This is a genomic window from Streptomyces xanthophaeus (assembly GCF_030440515.1).
GTDB lineage: Bacteria > Actinomycetota > Actinomycetes > Streptomycetales > Streptomycetaceae > Streptomyces > Streptomyces kutzneri.
The window spans coordinates 6,587,083-6,607,238 of sequence record NZ_CP076543.1 but is presented as its reverse complement, the minus strand read 5'-3'; the positions used below and the strand labels follow the sequence as shown (position 1 = coordinate 6,607,238).

Below are 20,156 nucleotides of genomic sequence, written 5' to 3'. Positions count from 1 at the left end.
ACGATGGACCTGTTGTGCACACACATCGATCAGATACGTCCGGTGAAACCCACGGCCGTGGGCTGTGAGGAGTGCCTCATCGCCGGCGACACCTGGGTGCACCTGCGGATGTGCCTCAGCTGCGGGCACGTCGGATGCTGCGACTCGTCGAGGAACCGTCACGCCACCCGGCACTACCGGACCACCGAGCACGCTATCGCGGCCTCCCACGAGCCCGGCGAGGACTGGGCCTGGTGCTACGCCGACCAGCTGATGCTGGACCCGGCGTGAGCGCGGCCCCGGAGAGTTCCGCCGCCACCACCTCGGCGGCCGCGGCCGCCGAACGCGCGGAGCACAAGAAGCCGGTCATCCTCGCCGTGGACGACGACCCGCAGGTGCTGCGCGCCGTCCGCCGCGACCTGCGCAGCGCCTACGGAGACCGCTACCGGGTGCTCGGCGCCTCCTCGGCGGCCGACGCCCTGAAGATCCTGGACTCCCTCGACGAGCGCGGCCACGACCCGGCGCTGTTCCTCGTGGACCAGCGCATGCCGGACGTGACCGGCGTCGAGTTCCTGCTGGAGGCGGTCAGCCGCTTCCCGGACGCCCGCCGCGTCCTGCTGACGGCCTACGCGGAGACCGACGCCGCGATCACCGCCATCAACCGGGTCCGGCTGGACTACTACCTGCTCAAGCCCTGGGACCCGCCGCACGAGCGGCTCTTCCCGGTCCTGGACGACCTGCTGTCGGACTGGCTGGCCACCTACCGGCCTGCGTACGACGGGATCATCGTCGCCGGCCACCTCGTCTCCCCCGGCACCCACGCCGTGCGGGACTTCTTCACCCGCAACGGCCAGCCGTTCCGCTTCCTCAACGTCGAGCGGGATCCCGAGGCGCTGACCCTGATCGCCGCCCAGCCCGACGGGGCACTCCCCCTCGTCCGCTTCCCCGACGGGTCGGTCCTCTCGGCCCCGACCGACACCCAGCTCGCCCAGCGCCTGGGCCTGGCCACCACCGCCTCCCGCCCGCACTACGAGTGCGTCATCGTCGGCGCGGGCCCGGCGGGCCTGGCGGCGGGCGTCTACTCGGCCTCGGAGGGCCTGTCGACCCTCATGCTGGACTCCCGCGCCCCGGGCGGGCAGGCGGGCACGTCCAGCCTGATCGAGAACTACCTCGGCTTCCCCTCGGGCCTCTCGGGCGGCGATCTGACCCGCCGGGCCACCATCCAGGCCTCCCGGTTCGGCGCCGAGATCCTGCACCCGGTGGAGGTGGTCTCGCTGACCCGGGACGACCCGGCCAAGATCCTGACCCTGGCGGACGGCACGGAGATCTCCGCCGAGACGGTGCTGCTGGCGACCGGGGTCTCGTACAACCGCCTCGACGCCCCCGGCGCGGACCGCTTCGAGGGGGCCGGCCTCTACTACGGCGCGGCCACGACGGAGAGCTCGGCCTGCATCTCGCAGCACGTGTTCATCGTCGGCGGGGCCAATTCCGCGGGCCAGGCGGCGGTGCACTTCGCCAAGTACGCGGCCCGCGTGACGATCCTGGTCCGCGCGGCCTCCCTGGACGCGAGCATGTCCCGCTACCTGATCGACGAGATCGACCGCACCCCGAACATCGAGGTGAAGGTGCGTACGACGGTGGTCCGCCTCGACGGCGACGAGCACCTCGAACGCCTCACCCTCCACGACGCGGACACGGGCGAGGACACCGAGATCCCGGCCCGCTTCATGTTCACCTTCATCGGCGCCCGCCCGCACACCGACTGGCTCACGGGCGTCGTCGAGCGCGACGAGTACGGCTTCGTCCTCACCGGATCGGACCTGATCTCGAACGGCGGCGAACTCCCGGCCGAGTGGAGCCTGGAGCGCGCCCCGTACCCCCTGGAGACGAGCGTCCCCGGAGTCTTCGCGGCGGGCGACGTCCGCGCCCACTCGGTGAAACGGGTCGCCTCGGGGGTCGGCGAGGGCGCGATGGCCGTCTCGCTGATCCACCGCTATCGCTCGATGGGCTGAGAGCGAACACCGGGAGCCTTGCGATCAAGGTCACAACGGATGCAACGTTGATTACATGATTACAGCCGAACAGAGCGAACAGCTCCGCGCGTGGTTCGCCGAGCGCCTGCCGGTCGACGTCTACGAGTCCCTGGACTCGGTCACCCTCGACCGCGAGGAGATCACGGTCGTCGGCGTCATACCGGCGACCGAATCGGTCAAGGAGTTCCGCGAACGCACCCGTGAACAGCGCATCGAAGTGGCCCGCGAGGCCGAAGAGCTCTACCGCCGGAAGGTGGCCTGGGGCGTGCGGGTGGGTGAGGAGACGACCCTGTTCACCCACCTCGCCGTCCCGGTGATGACCCGCCTACGCCAGTCCGAACGCCAGGTCCTCGACACCCTGGTCGCCGGCGGCGTGGCCCGCAGCCGGGCCGACGCGCTCGCCTGGTGCGTCCGCCTCGTCGGCCGCAACACGGACGAGTGGCTGACCGAGCTGCGCGACTCCCTGGACAAGGTCCAGCGGGTCCGCGCGCAGGGCCCCGACGTCTCAGAACCCACCGACTCCATGAAGTCCGAGTCCGAATGACGAATCCGCCCCACGGCGGCACGTGATCGCGTAAGGCTGGCGACGACCTACACCCAGGGAGAGGCACGCACCCATGACCACCACCGTCGAATACATCCGCTACCGGATCGCATTGGACGACCAGTCGGCCTTCGAGGACGCGTACGCCCGGGCCGCCGAGTCCCTGGCGGCCTCGCCCGAGTGCATCGACTACGAGCTGGCCCGCTGCGACGAGGAGAAGGAGCGCTACATCCTCCGGATCCGCTGGACCTCGATCGAGGACCACCTGGGCGGGTTCCGCAAGGGCGAGCACTTCCCGGCCTTCTTCAACGCGATCCGTCCGTACGTGACGGCCATCGAGGAGATGCAGCACTACCTCGTGACCGGCGTCGTGGGCACGGGAAAGGCCGCCGGACAGCGATGAGCACCACACCCACCATCTACGAGTGGATGGGCGGAGCAGAGGCGATGAACCGCCTCACGGACGCCTTCTACACCCACGCCCTGCAGGACGAGATCCTGGCCCCGGTCTTCGCCGGCATGGACTCGGAACACCCGCAGCACGTCGCGGTCTGGCTGTCGGAGGTCTTCGGCGGCCCCGCGGACTACACCGCCCACCACGGCGGCCACCAGCACATGGCCACCAAACACCTGGGCCGGGCGATCACCGAGCAGCAGCGCCGCCGCTGGGTGGACCTGCTGATGGACACGGCCGACGAGGTCGGCCTCCCGACGGACCCGGAGTTCCGGGGGGTGTTCGCCTACTACATCGAGTGGGGCACCCGCATGGCCCTGATCTACTCGGGCCCCAACCCGCCCCCGGTCGACGCGGCCAAGATCCCGGTCTGGTCCTGGGGCCAAACCCCACCGTGGATCCCGAACACCCCGCAGGACTGACTCAACGAGGGGGCAGGCCCCGGGCTTGCCCCCTCGACCAGGACGCCCAATCACCCCAGCCCGGCCGACACCACCCAGCCCCGCCGGCGTTTGAGGCGCTCTTTCAGCCCTGCCGGCGTTTGAGGCGCGGGGTCCGGGGCGGAGCCCCGGCAACAGGCCCGGACCCGGCTTCGCCGTCGGCCAGCACCACCACCAGCCCCGGCCCCGGCCCGCCGCCAGGCGCCGGCTCCCGCCAGAACTCCACGGCCTCCTCCAGCACCTCGACCAGCGTCTCCCACTCGCCCGGCCTGGCACCCGCATACCCCCGCCAAGAGGTGACGGCCAACAGCCGCCCCCCGGCCGGAGGCGACGGCAACCACGACAGGTCCCGCAGCGCGTCGGCCAAGGCATCCCAGTTCCCGCCGACCCACTCCGGCAGCCGCAAGGCATCCCCGCACCGCCGCATCAGCTCGGCCTTGCCCCGTACCCCGCTCAGGTCCAGCCGCAGGGTCGTCCAGCCCGCAGCTTCGGCGGCTTCGAGCGCCGGGGCGAGCGGCTGCGGGTCCAGGCTCATCGGAGAACCGCCTTGAAGGTGTCGTAGTGGTCGTCCGTGTAGTAGAACTCCCCACCCTCACCCGTCACGATCCGCCGGGCTCCGCGATCACGCTCTCCCGGCGTCCGCACGGTGTACTCGTGGTAGTAGCCACGCTTCTGCCGGGGCAGGGCCTTCTCGAAGTTCCCGAAGACCGTGCCGTCCTGCCGGTAGGGGTACGGCCCGCCCTTGTCGATGAGCACGAGCACGTCACGGGCCTGCTGCGGCAGCCCGTCGGCCCGTACGGTGGCCATCCCCTTCGCCCACCCGGGGACGGCGGAGGCACTCGCACTGGCGGCGGCAGGTACGGGTTTCGACCCGCCACAACCCACCGCACCGACCAGCGCGGCACAAAGGAACAGAGCCCCCAGCAAACGCAGCAACGATCGGGGCACGTTCCGAAAGATCATGCACCGATCGTGCCAAATATCCGATTCGCTCGCGAATCGCCCGGTGGCCTCAGAGCGCGGCCATCTTGGTGTAGGGACTCAGGATTCGCTTCTGAACCGAACCGAAGTCGACGAGAACAGCGATCCCCTCCTCGATTCCGACGACACGGCCGAGGCCGTGCTCATCGTGGGTAACCCGGTCGCCGACGCTGAACTGCCGGATGGGCTGCTCCACGGGGGCCTTGAACGGGCTGGACGGCAAATGGCGGCGAGGTACTGCTGACTTTGTCATTGGAACCAGTATGCGCCCCGCAGGCCGCCGCGCGGTCCGCCGTTCGGATCTCAATTCCAGCACCATCCGCACCGATGGCGGCAGCAGCGGCCGCCACGGCCCGTCATGCCCGGTCAGACCGCGTCAGTCGTCCGGGTCGGCCCGGTCCAACGCCGGCCGCAGCCCTGGGGCCGATTCGGTGAGGAGGTAGTCGGCGACCGCCGTGTCCGTGACGAGACTGGTCACCAGCCCCGACCTCAGCACGGCCCCGATCGCGGAGGCCTTGCGCAGCCCGCCCGCGATCGCCACGACCTCGGGAATCCGCCGCAGCCGGTCCGCCTCGACGGTGATGCACCGCTCGCCGAGGTCCCGGCCCACACGACGCCCCTCGGAGTCGAACAGGTGCGCGGACATCTCCGCCGCCACGCCCAGCGAGGCGTAGTGCTCCCGCTCCTCGTCGGTCAGCATGTCGTGCACCGTCGAGATACCCGGCTCCCACGAGCCGATCGACACGGCCGCGACCGTCACCTTGTCGAAGTACTCGAAGGCACGCGCGATCCCCGTCTGGCTGCGCAGCGCGGCCGCGGTCGCCGGATCGGGCAGCAGCATCGGCGCGTAGATCGGGTGCGCGTCACCGCCCGAGACCTGGGCGGCCCGGCGTACGGCCTCGACCGAACCGCGTTCGGCCGTCCCCGCGTCGTACACGCCGGTCAGCTGCACCACGGTGCACTGGGGCAGCCGGTGCAGCGAGGCCGCCATGTGAATGGTCGACCGCCCCCATGCCAGGCCCAGTACGTCGCCTTCGTTGACCAGCTCGCCCAGCAGATCGGCGGCGACCGCGCCCAGGTTCTCCGGGTCGGGCGCGTCCTCGGTGGCGTCGGCGGGCGACTCCACGACGACGGCGTGCCGGAGCCCGTACCGGGCCCTGAGCGCGTCCGACCGCTCGGCATCGAGCTCGGCCGGTACCCGGATCTCGATCCGTACGAGGTCGCGTTCGAGGGCGGTCTCCAGGACCCGGGCCACCTTGAAGCGGCTCACGCCGAACTCCTCGGCGATCTGGATCTTGGACTTGCCCTCCAGGTAGAAGCGGCGCGCCATGGCCGCCGCCTGCACCAGCTCCGCGGGTCCCATCCGCAGGGCTGACCGTCCCGCCGACATTGCAGACACCGCGTTCTCCTCACTGCTGTTCACACTCTCGACTCGCCGTTCATCCTGTCAGATCCGACGGCCGTTGATCAGCCTGGACAGCTCCCGTTCACCGAGCTGTTCATCAACCCTTGGTTCAGTGGTCGCAAGCCCACGGCGCCGCCGCGATCGCCGCACCCGCCTGCTCACGCAGCGTGCGCACGGCGGTGGCGGGTTCGACCGCTCCGTAGACCGCGCTGCCCGCCACGAAGACGTCCGCGCCGGCCTCGGCACAGCGTTCGATGGTCGAGGCGGACACCCCGCCGTCGACCTGGAGCCACAGCTCCAGACCGTGCTTGGCGATCAGCTCCCGGGTACGGCGGATCTTCGGGAGCATGATGTCGAGAAAGGGCTGGCCGCCGAAGCCGGGCTCGACCGTCATGATCAGCAGCATGTCGAGCTCGGGAAGGATGTCCTCGTACTGTTCGATCGGCGTCGCGGGCTTGAGCGCCATCGAGGCGCGCGCCCCCTTGGCCCGGATCTCCCGCGCGAGCCGCACGGGCGCGGCGGCGGCCTCGGCGTGGAAGGTGACCGAGCCCGCGCCCGCCTCCACGTACTGGGGGGCCCAGCGGTCCGGGTCCTCGATCATCAGGTGAAGATCCAGCGGGATGTCCGTGGCCCTGCTCAGGGATTCCACGATCGGCATACCGAGGGTCAGGTTCGGGACGAAGTGGTTGTCCATGACATCGACATGCAGCCAGTCGGCTCCCTCGACGGCCTTCGCCTCCTCGGCGAGTCGGGCGAAGTCGGCGGACAGGATGCTGGGATAAATCTGAGCGGCCATGCCCCAAGCCTGCCATGCCCCCACCGGGTTCCGGCCACGACCCCGCAAGTCGCCCCACGCGGGACGGGACGGGGCCACCGGGCACGGTACGGCCGGGACCGGGTGGTACGGAAGCGACCCCGGGGGGCGGGATCCGGCCGGGCGCAGACTTCGAGGCGCGGGAGCCGGTAGGGCGGGGCGGGGGCTTCGGGGGGCTGGGCCGGGCTCGCGGAGTCAGACGAAGCGCGGCGGGGGTGTGGGTAGTCGGGAGCCACTTGATCGGAATCAGAGTGGCGTATGGGGGTTTCCCGTCAGTCCCATCGTCCCTCCGTGTCGGGCCGGTCCCTCAAGGGCGCTCCTTCGTCGCGTCGCTTCGCGATGGCCTGCGGCCACCCTTGACCGACCGTCCCGCCCCGGAGAAACGAAAGACTGCCGGGAAGCCCCCAAAGGAACGGGCCGGGCACTCAAGGATGAGGACGGGGCGGCCAGAGAAGCGCGACCCGGTCGGGCGCAAAGAGCCACGTCCAAGAGGCGGGGCCCATCACAGACCAGGGCCGTGTCGGGGGAGGCGCGCCAAATCGCTACGCGCTCCTCATCTCTCAGCGTCCGACGACCGTTCTGGGCTGGACATAGGCCGCCCAGGGCCCCGGTCCCTCGCTCGCTCGCTATGCGTCCGACGACCGCCTGTGGTCGGCCACAGGCCGCCCCAGATCGCTACGCACTTCCCCCTGACCGCGACCGACGGCCGGTAGGGGCCCACACCTCGGCCATTCCGTCGTAGAACCGGGTCAACGCGAGCATCACCCCGCAAGCTCATGGACATACAGGGGCAATTGGTGCAATCTGTCGGCCTTTCTGGCCGCCCACCTGCACTGACCCGCATCCACGACGACATAGCCGAGGTCTCAGCCCTCTTCACCCCAGCCGGCCGTCAGACGCCCCCCATGAGGGGCACCTGCGAGGAATGGGCGGCCTATGTCCAGCCCAGGACGGTCTGGCGACGCTGAGAGATGAGAAGCGCGTAGCGATTGGACGCGCTCCCCCGACCCGGGTCCTGGTCTCGATGGGACCGTCTCTCGGTCATGGCTCTTCGCGCCCGACCCACCCGAAGGTCTCTGATGTGCCCGTCCTCATCCTTGATCCCCCGGCCCGTTCCTTTGGGGGCTTCCCGGCAGTCTTTCGTTTCTCCGGGGCGGGACGGTCGGTCAAGGGTGGCCGAAGGCCATCGCGAAGCGACGCGACGACGAAGGAGGAGCGCCCTTGAGGGACCGGCCCGACACGGAGGGACGATGGGACTGACGGGAAACCCCCATACGCCTCTCTGATTCCGGTCGAGCAGACCCCGACTGCCGAAGCACCCGCCGCGCTTCCGCTGATTCCGCCAACCCTGCCCCGCCCCGCCCCCGCCCCGCGTCGCGGAGCGGTACCCCGATCGGCTACGCCGTCCGCCTCAGCAGCGCCAGGTACATCGCGTCCGTGCCGTGCAGATGGGGCCACAGCTGGACGTCCGGGCCGTCGCCCAGGGCCGGGACGCCCGACATGAAGGGCCGTGCGTCGATCAGTTCCGCGGACACCGGGGACTGGCCCGCGCCGCGGCCCTTCAGGACGTCGTCCACGACGACCCTGGTCTCCGCCAGGTGCGGCGAGCAGGTGGCGTAGCCGACGATGCCACCCACCCGCACCGCCGACAGCGCCTCGCGCAGCAGCCCGCGCTGGAGCGGCGCGAAGCCCTCCAGGTCCTCCGGGCGGCGGCGCCAGCGGGCCTCCGGGCGGCGGCGCAGCGCGCCCAGGCCCGAGCAGGGGACGTCCATCAGGACGCGGTCGAAGGAGCCCGGCAGCCAGGCCGGGCGGGTGCCGTCGGCCGCGATGACCTGGTACGGGCCCGGGTTGCCCGCGAGCGAGCGCTCCACGAGCCGGGCCCGGTGCGGCTGCTTCTCCGAGGCCAGCAGGAACGCCCCGCGCTGCGCCGCGAGCGCCGCGAGCAGTGCCGCCTTGCCGCCCGGGCCCGCGCAGCCGTCGAGCCACCGCTCGTCGCGGCCCTCGACCGGTGCGGCCGCGAGGGCCATGGCCACCAGCTGGCTGCCCTCGTCCTGTACGCCCGCGCGGCCCTCGCGGACCGCCTCCAGCGCGCCCGGTTCGCCGCCCTCGGCCATCCGGACGGCGTACGGCGACCAGCGGCCCGGCAGTGCCGAGTCCTCGCCGACGGCCTCCAGCAGTTCCTCCGGCGTGGACCGGCCCGGGCGGGCCACCAGAGTCACCTCGGGCCGTTCGTTGTCGGCCTCCAGCAGGTCCTCGATGCCCGCGCGCCCGCCGCCCAGCGAGTCCCACAGGGCGCTGACGACCCACCTGGGGTGCGAGTGGTACACCGCGAGGTGTTCCTCGGCGTCGTCCTCGTAGGGCGGGGCGACGCGCTCCAGCCAGCCGTCCAGGTCGTGCGCGGCGATCTTCCGCAGGACGGCGTTCACGAACTTGGCGCGTCCGTCCCCGAGCACCACCCGCGCCAGTTCCACGCTCGCCGAGACCGCCGCGTGCGTGGGGATGCGGGTGCCGAGCAGCTGGTGGGCGCCGAGCGAGAGCACGTCCAGCACCGGCGGGTCGACCTCGCGCAGCGGGCGGTCGATGCACGCCTTGATGACGGCGTCGTAGGTGCCCTGGCGGCGCAGTGTCCCGTAGACCAGCTCGGTGGCCAGTGCCGCGTCGCGCGCCTGGAAGGTCTCGTCCTGGCGGGCCTTCTTGAGCAGCGGCGGCAGCACGAGGTTGGCGTAGGCGTCGCGCTCGTCCACCGCCCGGAGCACCTCGAAGGCCAGCATCCGGACGGGGTCCTTCTGGGGCCGGCGGTAGGGCTTGGCCTGCTTGCCGCCCGCGCCCGCGGGGGCAGGCTTGCGTCGGGGCTGACGGGGCTGTTCGCTCACGTGAAAGGTGCTCCGGGGTTACGAGTGCTACGAGTGCTACGAGTGCTACAGGTGCTACGAGTGGTGCCGGACCCGCCGGTCCCGCGGGCCCCGCAGGTCCCGCGCGTGGTGCGGGTCCCGCGCGTGGTGCGTGGGGACGTACGCGCTCGGGCGCCGTCCCCACCGATCAGCCTACGTCGGCTCCGCCGAGCCGCTCGCCGGGAGCGATCCGCACCCCGCGCGCCCAGTCGGCGGCCCGCATCGGCTTCTTGCCCTGCGGCTGGACCCACAGCAGCTCCACGGCGTGCGAGCCGGTGCCGGCGTACACGTTGTTCTTGGCGGGGGCCAGCTGGCCCGGTTCCAGGTCCGTGCGGTCGGGCACCAGGCCCAGCGAGATCAGCTTGAGGCGTTCACCGCGGAAGACGGTCCACGCCCCCGGGGCCGGGGTGCAGCCGCGCACCACGCGGTCGGCGCGCATCGCGGGAGCGGTCCAGTCGATCCGGGCGTCCTCGACGGTGATCTTGGGCGCGTGGGAGATCCCGTCGTGGGGCTGTTCGACGGCGCGCAGGGTGCCGTCCTCGATGCCGTCCATGGTGGCGGCGAGCAGGCCGGACCCGGCGAAGGCGAGCCGGGTGAGCAGGTCACCGCTGGTGTCGGTGGGCCGGATCTCCTCGGTGAGGATGCCGTACACCGGGCCGGTGTCCAGGCCTTCCTCGATGCGGAAGGTGGAGGCGCCGGTGACCTGGTCCCCCGCGATGATCGACTGCTGGACGGGCGCGGCTCCGCGCCATGCGGGCAGCAGCGAGAAGTGCAGGTTGACCCAGCCGTGCCGGGGGATGTCGAGGGCGCTCTTGGGGATCAGTGCGCCGTAGGCGACGACCGGGCAGCAGTCCGGGTCGATCTCGCGCAGCCGGGCCTGGAAGTCGGGGTCGCGGGGGCGGACGGGCTTGAGCACCTCGATGCCCGCTTCCTCGGCGCGTTCGGCGACCGGGCTGGCGACGAGGCGGCGGCCGCGGCCGGCCGGTGCGTCGGGCCGGGTGATGACGGCGGCGACCTCGTGCCGCCCGGAGGCGATCAGGGCGTCCAGGGCGGGTACGGCGACCTCGGGGGTGCCTGCGAAGACGAGCTTCACTGGGGGACTACCTCGCTATCTCGGCTGTCAGCAGCGCACCAGTCTATGGGGCGCGGGTCGGGCCGCCCACCTGTGGTGTTGAGGGGGCGTACGCACACGCGCGCGCCTCTCGCATATGCCGACACGCCCCCACAGCGTGACCTGGGCGACGGGTGGCGCGTTGTCAAGAGAGATTGACCGAAACGGGCCGCGGGTGAACGGTGTCTGCGGCCCGATCCGCCCTTCAGCACCGGTTCGAGAGGCTTCTTCATGGCCGACCACGCCACCCACGACGCCCAAGCCCGGGCCAGCCTGCACCTCCTGGTACGGGACATCGAGCGGGTTCGCCGGCAGGTGGATGCCCTGCGTACGCTCACCGCCCAGCTCGGCAACGTGTACCGCCCGCGCCGATCGGGTCCCTCCACCGGCTTCGTCGTCTACGGCCGGGCGCCCGCGCCGACCGTCCGCCTCGCGCAGGAGCTGCGGGACAGCGTCGAGACGCTGGTGACCGCGGCGGTGGACTTCGACCGCTCGCTCGGTTTCTCGTGGGACGCCGTCGGTTCGGCGCTCGGTGTCACAAAGCAGGCCGTGCACCGCCGCTACGGGGCCCGGCGGGCGCAGTCCGCCGAGTCCGCGGAGCCGCTGGCCGAGGGGACGACCACCCGGACCCTGGGGCCGCTGCCGACCGTCCCGGCGGCCCGCTCGATGCCGCCGCAGCCGGTGCGCGAGGAGGCGCAGGCGGCCGCCGCCGGGGGTGTTCCCGGGCGGGGGCTCGCAGAGGCGCCCCGCTCCCCCGCCTTCCCCGGTCCGCGCAACGGCTGAGGGACGTCCTGCCGCCGGGACGCCGACACCCGACGGCCGGCCGCGCCGGCTCGCCGCGCCTGAGTCCACCCCCGGTGGGGCGACCGTACGGGTCGCCCCACCGGGGGTTTCTGCGTTCGGCGACGGCCTCGTGCACACCGCGTCGGCGCGGCCGCGTCAGCCGATGTCGAGCGGGTCGATCCGGACCCGGACGGCGTCCGCCGCCGGGACCCCCTTCGCCAGCCGGGCCGCCTGCGCCGCCTTCAGGGCGGCCGCCAGGGCGGCTCCGCTGCCCGGCGGGACCCGGACCAGTGCCCGCTCCCCGGGGGACGGCTCGCCGCGCCGCCCCGGGAGCGGCACCGGCCCCAGGATCTCGGCGTCGGGCGGCAGCCCGGCTCCGGCCAGGAAGGCCTCCACGGCCTCGCCCCGGCCGGCCACCGCAGCCATCCGGGAGACCGGGGGGAAGCCGAGCTGGGACCGTTCCGCGAGCTCGCGTACGGCATGGCCCACCGGGTCCCACCGGACGAGCGCCTGGACGGGCCGCAGTGTCGGCTCGGCGACCACCACGACCTGGCCGTCGCCCCGGACCAGGGAGGCTGCGGCGATCCACCGCCGCAGCGCGTCCTCGCCGGCCCGCAGGTCGGGCCGGGTCAGCATGGCCCAGCCGTCGAGCAGGAGCGCGGCCGCGTATCCGGCGCCGGAGACCACCGGTTCGGCGCCCGGGGTGCACACCACCAGGGCGGGCCGGTCCGGCACCTCGTCGAGGACGTGGTCGCGTCCGGAGGTCCGTACGGCCACGGCGGGGAAGGCGCGTCCCAGTTCCTCGGCGGTGCGCCGCGCGCCGACCACCTGGGCCCGCAGCCGGAACGATCCGCATTCCTCGCAGTGCCAGGACGGCTCGTCCCGCCCGCACCACCCGCACCTCAGGTCCCGCTCGTCGGGGGCCTCCAGCGGTCCCGCGCAGACCGTGCAGCGGGCGGGGGTGCGGCACCGCTCGCACGCCAGCCGGGGCACGTAGCCCCGCCGCGGTACCTGCACGAGTACGGGCCCGGTCTTCAGCCCTTCCCGTACGGTCTCCCAGGCCAGGCTCGGCAGGCGCGCGGCCCGGGCGGCCTCGTCGCGGGCGAGCAGCTCGTCCCCGACGGTCCGGATGCGGGGCGCGCAGGCCCGTACGGTCTCGCGGTCGGCGATCAGGGGCCTGGCCCAGCCGGACTCGACCAGTTGGGCGGCCTCCACGGTGCAGCTCGTACTGCCCGCGAGGAAGCCGCAGCCGTCGTTGACGGCGCGCAGTTCCAGTACTTCCCGGACGTGCGGGAAGGGGGCGTTGTCGTCGCTGTGGCTGGAGTCGCCGTCGTCCCAGACGGCGACCAGCCCGAGGTCCCGTACGGGTGCGAACATCGCGGCCCGGGTGCCGATGACGGCCCGCACGGAGCCCCGGTGGACCGCCAGCCATTGGCGGTAGCGCTTCTCGGGCCCCGACTCGGCGGTCAGCAGCGCGTGCCGGCCCTCGCCGAGCAGGGCGGTGAGGGCGGCGTCGACACGGGCGGCGGTCCGCCCGTCGGGGAGCACGGCGAGGGCGCCGCGCCCGGAGGCCAGGGTGGCGGCCATGGCGCGGGCGAGTTCGTCGGCCCAGCCGGGGCCGGGCAGGGCGGTCCATACGGCGCGCGGGGCGGCGCCGGTGGCGAGGGCGCGCAGGAAGCCGGGCCCGGCGCCGTACCGCTCCCAGCCGGCGGGCTCGGGGGGCGGGGGCGGCGGCAGGGGTTCCGGTGAGGGCTTGGCCTCGGCGCGGGCGCTCCGCGCGGGCAGGGCCAGCTGGAGCACGTCGGCGAGGCTGCCCGCGTACCGGTCGGCGACGGCCCGGGCGAGGGCGAGCATGCGGGGGCTGAGGACCACCTCGGGCGAGACCACGTGGGCGAGGGCGGCCAGTGCGCCGTCGTAGTCGGACTCGGCGCGGCGCTCGACGATGAAGCCGTCGATGAGGCCGCCGCCCTCGCGGCGGCCGCCTCGCACGTGGTGGGAGCCTGCGCCGAACCGGACGCGGACGCGGACACCGGGCTGGGCGGCCTCGGAGAGCTCCTCGGGGACGGCGTAGTCCCAGAGCTGGTCGAGGTGGAGCACGCCCTTGTTCACGAGGACCCGGGCGACGGGCAGCTCGGCTGCGAGGGCGGCCCCGCGCCAGGTGCGCGGCTTCGCCTTGGGCGCCTTGGCCTTCGCCTCGGCGACCATGTCCCGGATCAGCGCGAGCTGCTCCGGCGGGGACTCATTCGCGCTGCTCACATCAGCATTCTTACCAAAGTCCACTGACAGGCACGGCATGCGTACGGCCCCGGACCAGCTGGTCCGGGGCCGTACGTGTCCGCAGTGCGGCGGGGTGTGCCTACAGGCCGGCGGCCGTACGCAGGGCGTCCACGCGGTCGGTGCGCTCCCAGGTGAAGTCCGGCAGCTCACGGCCGAAGTGGCCGTACGCGGCGGTCTGGGCGTAGATCGGGCGCAGCAGGTCCAGGTCGCGGATGATCGCGGCCGGGCGCAGGTCGAAGACCTCGCCGATCGCGTCCTCGATCTTCTGGACCTCCACCTTGGCGGTGCCGAAGGTCTCGACGAAGAGACCGACGGGCTCGGCCTTGCCGATGGCGTACGCGACCTGCACCTCGCAGCGCGAGGCGAGACCGGCGGCGACCACGTTCTTGGCGACCCAGCGCATGGCGTAGGCGGCGGAACGGTCGACCTTCGACGGGTCCTTGCCGGAGAAGGCGCCGCCACCGTGGCGGGCCATGCCGCCGTAGGTGTCGATGATGATCTTGCGGCCGGTGAGGCCGGCGTCGCCCATCGGGCCGCCGATCTCGAAGCGGCCGGTCGGGTTCACCAGGAGGCGGTAGCCCTCGGTGTCGAGCTTGATGCCGTCCTCGACGAGCTGGGCCAGGACGTGCTCGACGACGAACTCGCGGATGTCGGGAGCGAGCAGCGAGTCGAGGTCGATGTCCGAGGCGTGCTGCGAGGAGACCACGACGGTGTCCAGGCGCACGGCCTTGTCGCCGTCGTACTCGATGGTGACCTGGGTCTTGCCGTCGGGGCGCAGGTACGGGATGGTCCCGTTCTTGCGGACCTCGGAGAGGCGGCGGGACAGCCGGTGCGCGATGTGGATCGGCAGCGGCATGAGCTCGGGGGTCTCGTCGCAGGCGTAGCCGAACATCAGGCCCTGGTCGCCGGCGCCCTGCTTGTCGAGCTCGTCCTCGTCGCCCTCGACGCGCTTCTCGTAGGCGGTGTCGACGCCCTGCGCGATGTCCGGGGACTGGGCGCCGATGGACACCGACACGCCGCAGGAGGCGCCGTCGAAGCCCTTCTTGGAGGAGTCGTAGCCGATCTCGAGGATCTTGTCCCGGACGAGCTGCGCGATCGGCGCGTAGGCCTTCGTCGTCACCTCTCCCGCGATGTGCACGAGACCCGTGGTGATCAAGGTCTCCACGGCGACGCGCGAGGTCGGGTCCTCGGTGAGGAGCGCGTCGAGGATCGTGTCGCTGATCTGGTCAGCGATCTTGTCGGGGTGGCCCTCGGTGACGGACTCCGAGGTGAACAGACGACGGGACACAACGCTCCCTGGGGTTGCAGCGGCTGCTGGCTGATCATTTGGCGGAACCACATCGGGGGCTGCGCCCGATCACGTTCCGGATGCAGTTTATCGGTCGCCACCGTTTCCTGGGCCACCCGTCTCGCCTTATGGGAGCCGTGTGACCTGCGGCACTCCCATTCTTACCCACGGAAGTGACCTGGAGAAGGGAAACGGCCCAGGCGCGTCGCGACTAGAGCCGCACTGCCACCTGGTCCCAAATCACCTCGGCCAGAGCCTCCTTCGGACCATTGGGCACCTGCGTCTCAGAGCCATCGGAGGCCAGGATGACCGCTTCATTCTCCTCAGAACCAAAGGTTCGGGCCTCTCCGACCTCGTTCACGACGAGAAGATCACAGCCCTTCCGGGCGAGCTTGGCGCGGCCGTTCGCGAGGACGTCGTCGGTCTCGGCGGCGAATCCGACGATCACCTGACCGGCCCTGGCACGATCGGCCGAGATCTCGGCGAGAACGTCCGGATTCCTTACGAGCGCCACCGGTGCCGGGTCCTGCCCGTCCTTCTTCTTGATCTTCCCGCCCGCGTATTCGGCGGGCCGGAAGTCGGCCACGGCCGCTGCCATCACCACGGCGTCGGCGTCCGCGGCGGCCTTGAGCACGGCCTCCCGCAGCTGCACGGCCGTCCCCACGCGTACGACGTCCACCCCGGCCGGGTCGGCCAGCGCGGAGTTGGCCGACACCAGGGTGACCCGGGCGCCGCGGGCGACGGCGGTACGGGCGAGGGCGTACCCCTGCTTGCCGGAGGAGCGGTTGCCGAGGAAACGGACCGGGTCCAGCGGCTCCCGCGTGCCGCCGGCGCTGATCACCACGTGCCGCCCGGCGAGGTCGGGCTCGGCCACCCCGCGGGCCAGCACACGCCGGCAGACCTCGAAGATCTCCTCGGGGTCGGGCAGCCGCCCCTTGCCGGTGTCCTTGCCGGTCAGCCGGCCGACGGCGGGCTCGATGACGAGGGCGCCGCGCCGGCGCAGCGTGGCCACGTTCTCCTGGGTGGCGGGGTGCTCCCACATCTCGGTGTGCATGGCCGGGGCGAAGACCACCGGGCAGCGGGCGGTGAGCAGGGTGTTCGTGAGCAGGTCGTCGGCGAGCCCGTGGGCGGCCTTGGCCAGCATGTCGGCCGTGGCGGGGGCGACGACGACGAGTTCGGCGGACTGCCCGATGCGCACGTGGGGCACCTCGTGGACGGATTCCCAGACCTCGGTGGAGGCCGGGTTCCCGGAGAGGGCGGACCAGGTGGCCTCCCCCACGAAGTTCAGGGAGGCCGCGGTGGGCACCACCCGCACGTCGTGGCCGGACTCGGTCAGCCGGCGCAGCAGCTCGCACGCCTTGTAGGCGGCGATCCCGCCGCTGACTCCCAGTACGACCTTCGGCTTGTCCACCACGTACTTCCCTTCGACGGCTGCGACGCGTTCGGCTCTGATCGTCGTCGTACCCACCCATGACACACCACAGGCCCGGCAGATGTTCTGCCGGGCCTGCGGTGAAAGGACTTCTGGTGCCTTACTGGGCCGGGGCCTCGATGGCCTCGGAGGTCAGCAGACCCGCGTTGATCTCGCGCAGCGCGATCGAAAGCGGCTTCTCGTGGACGTGGGTGTCCACCAGCGGGCCGACGTACTCGAGCAGGCCCTCACCGAGCTGCGAGTAGTACGCGTTGATCTGACGCGCACGCTTGGCCGCGTAGATCACGAGGCTGTACTTCGAGTCAGTGGCCTCGAGCAGCTCGTCGATCGGCGGGTTGATGATGCCCTCGGGCGCAGTGATGGAAGAGGACACGCTCTACCTTCCGAAGATGGGTGAAAGATGGGGCCGCCCTGGAATCGATCGAATGAAAAACATCGATCAACGATCAGACAACTGCCATCAAGGCTAGCAGCTCACGGGCCACGTCCTCGACGGAGGTGTTGACCAGGGTGGTGTCGAACTCGGATTCGGCAGCGAGTTCGATCTTGGCGGCGGCGAGCCGGCGCTCGATGACCTCCGCCGATTCGGTGCCCCGGCCGGTCAGCCGGCGGACCAGTTCGTCCCAGCTCGGCGGGGCCAGGAAGACCAGCTGGGCGTCGGGCTTGGACTCGCGGACGAGCCGTGCGCCCTGGAGATCGATCTCCAGCAGTACCGGCTCGCCGTTGTCCAGGCGTTCCAGCACCGCGCCGCGGGGGGTGCCGTAGCGGTTGCCCGCGAACTCGGCCCACTCCAGCAGCTCGCCGTTGGCGATCAGCTTGTCGAACTCGTCGTCATTGACGAAGAAGTAGTGGACTCCGTGTCGCTCACCGGGCCGCGGCTTGCGGGTGGTGGCCGACACCGAGAGCCATACCTCGGGGTGAACCTTGCGCATATGCGCGACGACCGTGCTCTTGCCGACCCCTGAGGGGCCGGAGAGCACGGTCAGCCGCGGACGAACCTCTGCTGCCATAGAGCGATTATCCAGGTTCTCGGGACTGCCTGAGAACGCCGGGAGAACTTCAGGCGACGCCTCAGGCGCCGGTGCTGCCGAACTCGCGCTCCAGAGAGGCGATCTGGTTGGAACCGAGACCTCGGACACGCCGGGACTCGGAGATGCCGAGACGCTCCATGATCTGCTTGGCGCGCACCTTGCCCACGCCAGGCAGAGACTCCAGCAGGGCGGAGACCTTCATCTTGCCGATGACGTCGTTCTCCTGGCCCGTCTTGATGACCTCTTGGAGCGAGGCACCGGAGTGCTTGAGTCGATTCTTGACCTCGGCCCGCTCCCGGCGAGCCGCGGCGGCCTTTTCGAGCGCGGCTGCGCGCTGTTCAGGGGTAAGGGGCGGAAGAGCCACGCCTACGTCACCTCGGATGTCGAACTGTCGGATACGGACCGGTGGGCAGCCCGAAGGCACCACACCTGGCGAGCTCCCGAACAGCGATCGAAACGCGTTCGCTGCACGTTCACTCTGGTCGGAGACTAGCGGCCAACAACGCTCCAGTCAGCGAGAACGGACGAAAAGTCCTGGTCAGCCTCCACTGAACCGTACATCACGGACAAAATACCCCGGTTTTGTCCGATGAAGAGCGTTCGAGTTTCGCCAAGAAATGCGAGAGGCCCTGCCGCGGAGGTGCGGCAGGGCCTCCCGGGTGAGGCGATTACGCGGTGACGGCCTCGTGGATCTCGTCGGCGAAGCGCCGCGCCGCGTCGCGCAGGGCGCTCACGTCCGGACCGTGCTTCAGGACCCCCCGCGACACGTTCGGGACCACGTTGCGCACGGCCTTGCCGAAGACACCCGGCAGGTCCGCCGCCGTCGCGCCCTGCGCGCCGATGCCGGGGGCCAGCAGCGGCCCGTTGATGTCCAGGTCGAAGGAGGACAGATCGCCCAGCGTGGCACCGACCACTGCGCCGAAGGAGCCCATGGGGGCGGCGTCCGCGTTCTCCGCCGCCAGGTGCGCCAGCATCGTCGCGCCGATCGTCCGGCCGTCCTCGCGGACCGCCCGCTGGACCTCGGCGCCCTCCGGGTTCGAGGTCAGTGCCAGGACGAACAGGCCCGCGCCCGACTCCCGGGCCAGGTCGACGGCCGGCTTCAGCGAGCCGTAGCCCAGGTAGGGGGAGACCGTCAGCGCGTCCGAGAACAGCGGCGAGGCCGGGTCCAGGAAGGCCGAGGCGTACGCCGCCATGGTCGAGCCGATGTCCCCGCGCTTAGCGTCCATGACGACCAGCGTCCCGGCCGCCCGGGCGTCCGCGACGGCCCGTTCCAGGACGGCCACGCCCTTCGAGCCGAACCGCTCGAAGAAGGCCGCCTGGGGCTTGAAGACCGCCACCGACTCGGCGAGCGCCTCGACGACCGTACGGGAGAACCGCTCCAGGCCCGCGATGTCGTCCTGCAGGCCCCACTGCGCCAGCAGGGCGGCGTGCGGGTCGATGCCGACGCACAGCGGGCCCCGGGAGTCCATGGCCGCGCGCAGGCGGGTGCCGAACGGGGTCACAGTCACTGGGTGGCCTTTCGGGTCTCGGCGCCCACCGCTTCGGCGAGCGTCGCGTACGGGCTGTTGGCCAGGCGCGCGGCGAGGCCCTTGTGGATGGCGCGGGCGTAGAAGGGGCCCTCGTAGATGAAGGCGCTGTAGCCCTGGATCAGCGTGGCGCCGGCCAGGATCCGCTGCCAGGCGTCCTCGGCGTTCTCGATGCCGCCGACCCCGACCAGGACCAGGCGGTCCCCCACGCGGGCGTACAGGCGGCGCAGGACCTCCAGCGAGCGCTCCTTGACCGGGGCGCCGGAGAGCCCGCCGGTCTCCTTCACCAGAGACGGGGAGGACTTCAGGCCCAGCCCCTCGCGGGCGATGGTGGTGTTCGTCGCGATGATGCCGTCCAGGCCCAGCTCCAGGGCCAGGTCCGCGACCGCGTCCACGTCCTCGTCCGCGAGGTCGGGGGCGATCTTGACGAGCAGCGGCACCCGGCGGTCGGTCACCGTGCGGTCGGCGGCCTCGCGCACGGCCGTCAGCAGCGGGCGCAGCGACTCGGTGGCCTGGAGGTTGCGCAGGCCCGGGGTGTTCGGCGAGGAGACGTTCACCACGAGGTAGTCGGCGTGCCGGGCGAGGCGCTCGGTGGAGGCGACGTAGTCCCCCACGGCCTCCTCCTCGGGCACGACCTTCGTCTTGCCGATGTTGACGCCGACGACGGTCCTGAAGACGGCCTCACGGGCCGCCAGGCGGGCCGCCACGGCCGCCGAGCCCTCGTTGTTGAAGCCCATGCGGTTGATCAGCGCGCGGTCCGCCACGAGGCGGAAGAGCCGCTTCTTCGGGTTGCCGGGCTGCGGCTCGGCCGTGACCGTGCCGATCTCGATGTGGTCGAAGCCGAGCATCGACATGCCGTCGATGGCGACGGCGTTCTTGTCGAAGCCCGCGGCGAGGCCGAAGGGGCCGTGCATGCGCAGGCCGAGGGCCTCGGTGCGGAGCTCCTCGTAGCGCGGGGCCAGGGCGGCCGCGACGAAGGTGCGCAGCACGGGGGTGCGGGCGGCGAGGCGGATCCAGCGGAAGGCCAGGTAGTGGGCCTGCTCCGGGTCCATCCGCTTGAAGACCAGGTTGAAGAACGTTTTGTACATCGTCGGAAAATCCCTCTGCGCTCGTGAAGAGGGGGACACCCGTCGTGAAACCGGTGTCCCCCTCCCCGTGTCCGGGCTG

21 protein-coding genes are annotated in these 20,156 nt (G+C 71.7%); 6 read left to right on the top strand and 15 right to left on the bottom strand.

Translation table 11 applies throughout. The features are described from left to right. Positions 1 to 3 precede the first annotated feature (3 nt). The 5 genes from KO717_RS29565 to KO717_RS37385 all read left to right on the top strand — a co-directional run bounded on the left by KO717_RS29565 (position 4) and on the right by KO717_RS37385 (position 3,432). Entirely contained in the window at positions 4 to 270 is a 267-nt protein-coding gene (locus KO717_RS29565) for a UBP-type zinc finger domain-containing protein (RefSeq protein WP_033226151.1), read from the top strand. Continuing rightward, positions 267 to 1,991, top strand: a complete 1,725-nt coding sequence (locus tag KO717_RS29560; protein WP_301372401.1) for an FAD-dependent oxidoreductase — start codon at positions 267 to 269, stop codon at positions 1,989 to 1,991. Before KO717_RS29565 ends, KO717_RS29560 begins: the two co-directional genes overlap by 4 nt. Before the next feature lie 55 nt (positions 1,992 to 2,046). Continuing rightward, complete coding sequence (locus tag KO717_RS29555; RefSeq protein ID WP_030729546.1) at positions 2,047 to 2,556, top strand: hypothetical protein; 510 nt, start codon at positions 2,047 to 2,049, stop codon at positions 2,554 to 2,556. Between the two features lie 73 nt (positions 2,557 to 2,629). Then, positions 2,630 to 2,959, top strand: coding sequence for a putative quinol monooxygenase (locus KO717_RS37390; protein ID WP_367401549.1), 330 nt, complete (start codon positions 2,630 to 2,632; stop codon positions 2,957 to 2,959). Continuing rightward, entirely contained in the window at positions 2,956 to 3,432 is a 477-nt protein-coding gene (locus KO717_RS37385) for a group II truncated hemoglobin (RefSeq protein WP_351157538.1), read from the top strand. Before KO717_RS37390 ends, KO717_RS37385 begins: the two co-directional genes overlap by 4 nt. A 103-nt stretch (positions 3,433 to 3,535) precedes the next feature. Here KO717_RS37385 and KO717_RS29545 read toward each other — a convergent pair whose 3' ends face one another. The 7 genes from KO717_RS29545 to fmt all read right to left on the bottom strand — a co-directional run bounded on the left by KO717_RS29545 (position 3,536) and on the right by fmt (position 10,634). Then, complete coding sequence (locus tag KO717_RS29545; RefSeq protein ID WP_301372400.1) at positions 3,536 to 3,985, bottom strand: barstar family protein; 450 nt, start codon at positions 3,983 to 3,985, stop codon at positions 3,536 to 3,538. Further along, positions 3,982 to 4,413: a ribonuclease domain-containing protein gene (locus tag KO717_RS29540; protein ID WP_301372398.1), complete on the bottom strand. Its 432-nt coding sequence runs from the start codon at positions 4,411 to 4,413 to the stop codon at positions 3,982 to 3,984. The genes KO717_RS29545 and KO717_RS29540 overlap by 4 nt, the downstream gene beginning before the upstream one ends. A 49-nt stretch (positions 4,414 to 4,462) precedes the next feature. Further along, the gene (locus tag KO717_RS29535; protein ID WP_189740325.1) at positions 4,463 to 4,684 is read right to left on the bottom strand and encodes a CarD family transcriptional regulator; all 222 of its coding nucleotides are present in this window, start codon (positions 4,682 to 4,684) and stop codon (positions 4,463 to 4,465) included. A 123-nt stretch (positions 4,685 to 4,807) separates the two neighbouring features. Further along, entirely contained in the window at positions 4,808 to 5,821 is a 1,014-nt protein-coding gene (locus KO717_RS29530) for a sugar-binding transcriptional regulator (protein ID WP_030729529.1), read from the bottom strand. 124 nt (positions 5,822 to 5,945) lie between these two features. Then, on the bottom strand, positions 5,946 to 6,632 hold the full coding sequence (gene rpe / locus KO717_RS29525) for a ribulose-phosphate 3-epimerase (RefSeq protein WP_301372397.1): 687 nt from the start codon (positions 6,630 to 6,632) through the stop codon (positions 5,946 to 5,948). Between the two features lie 1,415 nt (positions 6,633 to 8,047). Then, complete coding sequence (locus KO717_RS29520) at positions 8,048 to 9,523, bottom strand: RsmB/NOP family class I SAM-dependent RNA methyltransferase (RefSeq protein ID WP_301372396.1); 1,476 nt, start codon at positions 9,521 to 9,523, stop codon at positions 8,048 to 8,050. A gap of 166 nt (positions 9,524 to 9,689) precedes the next feature. Further along, entirely contained in the window at positions 9,690 to 10,634 is a 945-nt protein-coding gene (gene fmt, locus KO717_RS29515) for a methionyl-tRNA formyltransferase (protein WP_301372394.1), read from the bottom strand. Positions 10,635 to 10,883: 249 nt separating this feature from the next. On the opposite strand from fmt, the gene KO717_RS29510 reads away from it, so the two are divergent. Beyond that, positions 10,884 to 11,435, top strand: a complete 552-nt coding sequence (locus tag KO717_RS29510) for a hypothetical protein (RefSeq protein ID WP_301372392.1) — start codon at positions 10,884 to 10,886, stop codon at positions 11,433 to 11,435. Between the two features lie 156 nt (positions 11,436 to 11,591). On the opposite strand, the gene KO717_RS29505 is transcribed toward KO717_RS29510, so the two are convergent. The 8 genes from KO717_RS29505 to KO717_RS29470 form a co-directional block, all read right to left on the bottom strand. Next, a complete protein-coding gene (locus KO717_RS29505; RefSeq protein ID WP_301372391.1) occupies positions 11,592 to 13,730 on the bottom strand; it encodes a primosomal protein N' in 2,139 nt (712 codons plus the stop codon). A 61-nt stretch (positions 13,731 to 13,791) separates the two neighbouring features. Further along, entirely contained in the window at positions 13,792 to 15,000 is a 1,209-nt protein-coding gene (gene metK / locus KO717_RS29500; protein WP_030841517.1) for a methionine adenosyltransferase, read from the bottom strand. 211 nt (positions 15,001 to 15,211) lie between these two features. Beyond that, the gene (gene coaBC, locus KO717_RS29495; protein ID WP_301374843.1) at positions 15,212 to 16,411 is read right to left on the bottom strand and encodes a bifunctional phosphopantothenoylcysteine decarboxylase/phosphopantothenate--cysteine ligase CoaBC; all 1,200 of its coding nucleotides are present in this window, start codon (positions 16,409 to 16,411) and stop codon (positions 15,212 to 15,214) included. A 121-nt stretch (positions 16,412 to 16,532) separates the two neighbouring features. Further along, positions 16,533 to 16,805 carry a DNA-directed RNA polymerase subunit omega gene (gene rpoZ / locus KO717_RS29490; RefSeq protein ID WP_004948662.1) on the bottom strand — a complete coding sequence of 91 codons (273 nt, stop codon included), beginning with the start codon at positions 16,803 to 16,805 and terminating at the stop codon, positions 16,533 to 16,535. Positions 16,806 to 16,878: 73 nt separating this feature from the next. Then, positions 16,879 to 17,442: a guanylate kinase gene (gmk, locus tag KO717_RS29485; RefSeq protein WP_030008745.1), complete on the bottom strand. Its 564-nt coding sequence runs from the start codon at positions 17,440 to 17,442 to the stop codon at positions 16,879 to 16,881. A 61-nt stretch (positions 17,443 to 17,503) separates the two neighbouring features. Further along, a complete protein-coding gene (locus KO717_RS29480) occupies positions 17,504 to 17,827 on the bottom strand; it encodes an integration host factor (RefSeq protein WP_030008746.1) in 324 nt (107 codons plus the stop codon). 304 nt (positions 17,828 to 18,131) lie between these two features. Next, positions 18,132 to 18,971 (bottom strand): orotidine-5'-phosphate decarboxylase, encoded by an 840-nt coding sequence (pyrF, locus tag KO717_RS29475; protein WP_094744604.1) that lies wholly within the window; start codon positions 18,969 to 18,971, stop codon positions 18,132 to 18,134. Next, complete coding sequence (locus KO717_RS29470) at positions 18,968 to 20,077, bottom strand: quinone-dependent dihydroorotate dehydrogenase (RefSeq protein WP_301372387.1); 1,110 nt, start codon at positions 20,075 to 20,077, stop codon at positions 18,968 to 18,970. Before KO717_RS29470 ends, pyrF begins: the two co-directional genes overlap by 4 nt. Positions 20,078 to 20,156: the final 79 nt, after the last annotated feature.

Bases quoted from the DNA above. Each gene is read 5' to 3' on its own strand.
- KO717_RS29540 (WP_301372398.1), bottom strand. From the start codon at position 4,413: ATGATCTTTCGGAACGTGCCCCGATCGTTGCTGCGTTTGCTGGGGGCT.
- KO717_RS29535 (WP_189740325.1), bottom strand. From the start codon at position 4,684: ATGACAAAGTCAGCAGTACCTCGCCGCCATTTGCCGTCCAGCCCGTTC.
- KO717_RS29510 (WP_301372392.1), top strand. From the start codon at position 10,884: ATGGCCGACCACGCCACCCACGACGCCCAAGCCCGGGCCAGCCTGCAC.
- KO717_RS29555 (WP_030729546.1), top strand. From the start codon at position 2,047: ATGATTACAGCCGAACAGAGCGAACAGCTCCGCGCGTGGTTCGCCGAG.
- KO717_RS29565 (WP_033226151.1), top strand. From the start codon at position 4: ATGGACCTGTTGTGCACACACATCGATCAGATACGTCCGGTGAAACCC.
- KO717_RS37390 (WP_367401549.1), top strand. From the start codon at position 2,630: ATGACCACCACCGTCGAATACATCCGCTACCGGATCGCATTGGACGAC.
- rpe (WP_301372397.1), bottom strand. From the start codon at position 6,632: ATGGCCGCTCAGATTTATCCCAGCATCCTGTCCGCCGACTTCGCCCGA.
- KO717_RS29545 (WP_301372400.1), bottom strand. From the start codon at position 3,985: ATGAGCCTGGACCCGCAGCCGCTCGCCCCGGCGCTCGAAGCCGCCGAA.
- KO717_RS29530 (WP_030729529.1), bottom strand. From the start codon at position 5,821: ATGTCGGCGGGACGGTCAGCCCTGCGGATGGGACCCGCGGAGCTGGTG.
- KO717_RS29470 (WP_301372387.1), bottom strand. From the start codon at position 20,077: ATGTACAAAACGTTCTTCAACCTGGTCTTCAAGCGGATGGACCCGGAG.
- KO717_RS37385 (WP_351157538.1), top strand. From the start codon at position 2,956: ATGAGCACCACACCCACCATCTACGAGTGGATGGGCGGAGCAGAGGCG.
- KO717_RS29505 (WP_301372391.1), bottom strand. From the start codon at position 13,730: ATGCCGTGCCTGTCAGTGGACTTTGGTAAGAATGCTGATGTGAGCAGC.
- gmk (WP_030008745.1), bottom strand. From the start codon at position 17,442: ATGGCAGCAGAGGTTCGTCCGCGGCTGACCGTGCTCTCCGGCCCCTCA.